General features: G+C 39.4%; 3 protein-coding genes and 2 pseudogenes. 1 reads left to right on the top strand and 4 read right to left on the bottom strand.

The features are described from left to right. Window positions 1-545, top strand: a pseudogene (locus B4237_RS06265) (phosphomannomutase CpsG); the annotation flags it as partial. Between the two features lie 47 nt (window positions 546-592). On the opposite strand, the gene galE reads toward B4237_RS06265, so the two are convergent. The 4 genes and pseudogenes from galE to B4237_RS06245 all read right to left on the bottom strand — a co-directional run. Next, on the bottom strand, window positions 593-1,609 hold the full coding sequence (gene galE / locus B4237_RS06260) for a UDP-glucose 4-epimerase GalE (protein ID WP_286942216.1): 1,017 nt from the start codon (window positions 1,607-1,609) through the stop codon (window positions 593-595). Further along, the gene (gene pgi / locus B4237_RS06255; protein WP_286942213.1) at window positions 1,602-3,275 is read right to left on the bottom strand and encodes a glucose-6-phosphate isomerase; all 1,674 of its coding nucleotides are present in this window, start codon (window positions 3,273-3,275) and stop codon (window positions 1,602-1,604) included. The genes galE and pgi overlap by 8 nt, the downstream gene beginning before the upstream one ends. Before the next feature lie 2 nt (window positions 3,276-3,277). Then, window positions 3,278-4,537, bottom strand: a complete 1,260-nt coding sequence (locus B4237_RS06250) for a nucleotide sugar dehydrogenase (protein ID WP_286942211.1) — start codon at window positions 4,535-4,537, stop codon at window positions 3,278-3,280. Between the two features lie 16 nt (window positions 4,538-4,553). After that, window positions 4,554-4,824: pseudogene (locus tag B4237_RS06245) on the bottom strand (UTP--glucose-1-phosphate uridylyltransferase); the annotation flags it as partial.

The following is a 4,824-nucleotide window of genomic DNA, read 5'->3' as shown; positions in this document are numbered from 1 at the left end:
AATCTGGCGAAAAAATTGTGCATGACCCACGCCTAGTTTGGAATACCTTTGATATCGTAGAACAATACCAAGGCATCGCAGTTCAATCCAAATCAGGACATGCTTTTATTAAAGATGTGATGCGCGAACACAATGCAGTATACGGCGGTGAAATGAGTGCACATCACTATTTCCGTGATTTTGCTTATTGCGATAGTGGCATGATTCCTTGGTTACTGACGATTGCCCTTCTCTCAGAAACAGGACAATCGCTTTCGTCATTAGTTGAGAATATGATTGCGAAGTTCCCATGTAGCGGTGAAATCAACTTTAAAGTTGCAGACACACAAGCAACAGTACAAAAGATTTTTGATCATTATGCCGACCAAAATCCACAAGTAGACCGTACAGATGGTGTCAGTCTCGATTTTGGCGCATGGCGTTTAAACGTACGTGCATCGAATACTGAGCCATTGCTTCGACTGAATATCGAAAGTCGCGCAGACAAAAATCCAAAACCAATGCAACATTATGTCGATGAATTAACAACATTGATTCAAGGCTAATGCCCATCAATAAAAAAGGAGCAATTTGCTCCTTTTTTTGAAATGATTCAGTTATAACCATTTGGATTCTGTTTTTGCCAATTCCAACTGTCAGCCAACATATCTTCCAAAGAATATTGCGGTTTCCAACCTAGTTCTAATTGTGCACGAGTGTTATCCGCAAATGAAGTTGCAACATCGCCTGCACGGCGTGACACAAATTCAAAAGCAATCGAGACGCCATTCACCTGTTCAAAAGTATTTTTTACCTGTAGCACTGATGAACCATTTCCAGTACCAATATTCCAAACTCGGCAACCTTGTGCTGACAAGCGATTGCTTAATGCACATAAATGGGCATTAGCCAAGTCTACAACATGGATATAATCACGAACGCCTGTTCCATCAACAGTGTCATAGTCATTGCCATAAATGGATAACTTTTCTCGTCGTCCAACAGCGACTTGTGTGACATAAGGCATTAAATTATTTGGAATCCCTTGAGGATCCTCTCCAATTTGACCACTCTTATGTGCACCAACAGGATTAAAATAACGCAATAATGCGATTGACCAACGTTGGTCAGCGTGTGCAAGTTTTTGTAATAATTGTTCCACAATTAGCTTGGTATAACCATAATTATTATTTGGTATGCCTGTTGACATATCCTCATTTAGTGGCGAAGTATTCACTTCATCATAAACCGTTGCAGATGAACTAAAAACTAATTTAAACACACCTGCTTTTGCCATTGACTTAGTTAACTGAATACTACCCGTAATATTGTTATCAAAATAAGTTAATGGAATCTGCTGACTTTCTCCAACCGCTTTTAAACCCGCAAAATGAATGACAGCATCAATTTGATGATCTTGAAAGACCAAATCTAACTCAGATTGATTTCGGATATCTCCCTGTATAAAAACCAAACTCTTATTGGTGAGTTTCTGCACTCTACGCAAGGCTTCTTCAGAGCTATTTGAAAGGTTATCAAATACAATCACCTCATGCCCTGCATTTAATAGCTCTATGCACGTATGCGAGCCAATATAGCCCGCACCACCTGTGACCAAAATTTTAGCCATTATTTTTCCCTAATAAGATTTTAAGTAAGCCTTGAGTCGATGCATCAAATGTAGATAAATCATCTTGTTCACGATTGAGAATAGGTAATAATTGATTGGCAATTTCTTTACCCTTTTCAACTCCCCATTGATCAAAAGGATTTATATTCCATAACACCGACTGTACAAATACTTTATGTTCATAAGTCGCAATCAGCATTCCCAAACTATAGGGGTTTAGCTCTTTTAATAAAATCGTTGAACTTGGCTGATTGCCTTCATATTGTTTGTAAGTAGGTAAACCTTCAATTTCATCAGTTGTTAATACTTGATTACCGAACGCCAATAAACGCGACTGAGCTAAGCAGTTTGATAATGCCAAATGATGTTGCTCAATCAAAGCTTCTGCATTTTCAGCATAAGTAAATTGATTGGCATTGTATCGCTTAACTGGTGCGATAAAATCACAACTGACTTTATGAGTGCCTTGATGAAGGAGCTGATAAAAAGCATGTTGTGCATTCGGCCCGACCTCTCCCCAAACAATTGGACAAGTCGCGGAATCAACTTTTTCACCACTTCTCTGTGTTGACTTACCATTCGACTCCATTTCCAACTGCTGTAAATATGCAGCAAAATATTTAAGCCGCCCATCATAAGGGAGTACAGCATGTGTTTGAATATCTAGAAAATTATTATTCCAAACACCCAACAACCCAATTAAAACAGGAATATTTTGAGCAAACGGTGCCGTTTGAAAATGCTGATCAATGGCATATGCACCTGACAACAATTGTCTGAAACCATCGACGCCCACAGTTAATGCAATCGGTAAACCAATGCATGACCAAAGTGAATATCGACCGCCAACCCAATCCCAAAGTAATAACTGATTTTCTGGTGCAATACCCCACTCGGTCATCTTATCTGGCTTGGTTGATACACCAATAAAGTGATGTTTCAGCACATGACTATTTTTACCTAAAGCTTTTTCTAACCATTGACGTACAGTTTGTGCATTCGACAGCGTATCAATCGTACCAAAGGACTTAGACGAAATAATAAATAACGTTGTTTCTGGTCGAAGTTGATGCAGCAAATCAGAAAGCTGACTGCCATCCATCGTCGATACAAAATGAACATCCAAAGGCTTTGCTGTTACGACTTTAAAATCCGAAAGCGCATGTGTGACCATTAATGGGCCGAGATCAGAGCCACCGACCCCAATATTCACCACATCCTGAATCACTTCACCTGTTGCACCACGATATTGGCCTGCATGAATTTTCTCAACTAAGCTATACATCCGCTCTAATTGAGTATGAACTTGTGCCGTAATTTCAGGAAGTACTTGCTGATTTTGCTCAGGCACACGTAAAGCCCAATGCATTGCAGCACGTTGTTCAGTATAGTTAATCTCTTCAAGAGAAAATAATCTTTGAATCCATTGTGTTAGGTCTTGAGCATGAGCTAAATCAACAAGTCCATTTAAAACATTTTGATCAATACGATGCTTACTGAAATCTAAGACGATTTGCTCTTGTTCGACTGAAAAGCGCTCGAAGCGCCCTGAATCATCTGAGAAAAATTGATTCAAGTGCGTGTCTTGGGTTTGCATTTTAAGGTTGCACAACGCTGAAAGTGCTTGTTGCTGGCTTTTAACTATCAAAGGCTGCTTATAATTCATTATCAACGCCCCACCCCCATATAAGCAAACTGTTGTGCTTTGACATATTGGGGATCATAAATATTACGGCCATCTAAAACCAAAGGATGAGCCATACGTTGCATCATTTGTTTAAAATCAGGACTCCAATATTGTTTCCATGCAGTAATCACACACAAACCATGTGCATTTTCAAGCGCTTCATACTGCTGCTGACAAAGTATCAAGTCATCACGCTGACCATAGATCATCTGAATCTCTTCTAGCGCTTGAGGATCATGCAATTGCACTTTGACGCCCTGCGCCCATAAAGCTTTTAACATCAAATGAATCGGTGAATGTTGTATGCTTGAGGTATTTTCCTTAAACGAAGCACCCCAAATTGCAATCGTCTTACCATGCAAGTCGCCATGATAATAATTCCATAATTTGCGGAATAAAATTTCTTTTTGTTGCTCATTGATTTCCCAAACTTGAGCAAGCAACTGGCTCTTTACTCCTGTATTGGCCACGGTATTCGCAAGCGTCAATACATCATGGGAAAAGTTTTCTCCGCCAAAACCCGCACCAGGCGATAGATAAGCAGTACCAATACGGTTGTCTGCTGCCATCCCTTGGCGAACCGAAGTAATATCAATACCCAACTTTTCAGCGACTACAGCCAAGTCATTAATATAACTAATGCGTGTCGCCAACATGCCCGAAATACTAAGCTTAGTAAACTCTGCATCTAATACAGGCATAAATAAAAATTGTTGCTCAAACGGGAAAAAAGGGCGTAACAGCTCTTTGACTTTCTGCTGTGCCGATGGCTCTGTAAACCCAACAATGAGTTGTTTTGCTTGAGTGAAACTCTGTAAAGCATTTCCTTCTTGGATAATATCTGGCAGATAAACCCATTCATCTTCAGGCAAAATTCGCTTAAATTTTTCTGTACTGTGCAAACCAAAAGTTGATGCATTCACCATCAACTTAGGATGAATAATTGGACGTTGCTGCAATTCAGTTAATAACACTAAAACTTGCTGCTCTTGTGTCTGATTAAAACTGAATAAATAGACATCAATATCAAGTGGAACATGCTTGAAATTTGCATAATGTAAAAAACCACTATTGAGCTGCTTATCAAGCAAACGGCTTACATTTTCATCATGAAATGAATATTGCACAGTGTTTTCTTTATCATCGGTGTTTGAACACCAATAAACACTGTGCCCAGACTCTGATAGTAATGCAGACATGACCCCTGCATATAGGGTATTGCCAAAAACTGCAATTTTCATAACCGTTAACCCTAAACTATAGGGCTAACTCACGAATTAAGCCCTTAAACTCTTCACCCAATTTTGGATGTTCAATACCATAGTGTAGTACAGCTTTAAGATACCCAATCTTACTACCACAATCAAAAGTTTGCCCTTTCATACGATAGGCTTCAACAGTCTCTGATTGTTGCAATGCTGCGATCGCATCAGTCAATTGAATTTCATTTCCTGCACCACGCGGTGTATTCTCTAACAGTGCCATGATTTGCGCAGGTAAAATATAACGGCCAACGACTGACAAATTA

Origin of the sequence: Acinetobacter sp. UBA6526 (assembly GCF_002434875.1) — a bacterium.
Classification (GTDB): domain Bacteria; phylum Pseudomonadota; class Gammaproteobacteria; order Pseudomonadales; family Moraxellaceae; genus Acinetobacter; species Acinetobacter venetianus.
The sequence above is the reverse complement of the archived record's forward strand: the minus strand, read 5'-3'. Positions and strand labels throughout refer to the sequence as shown.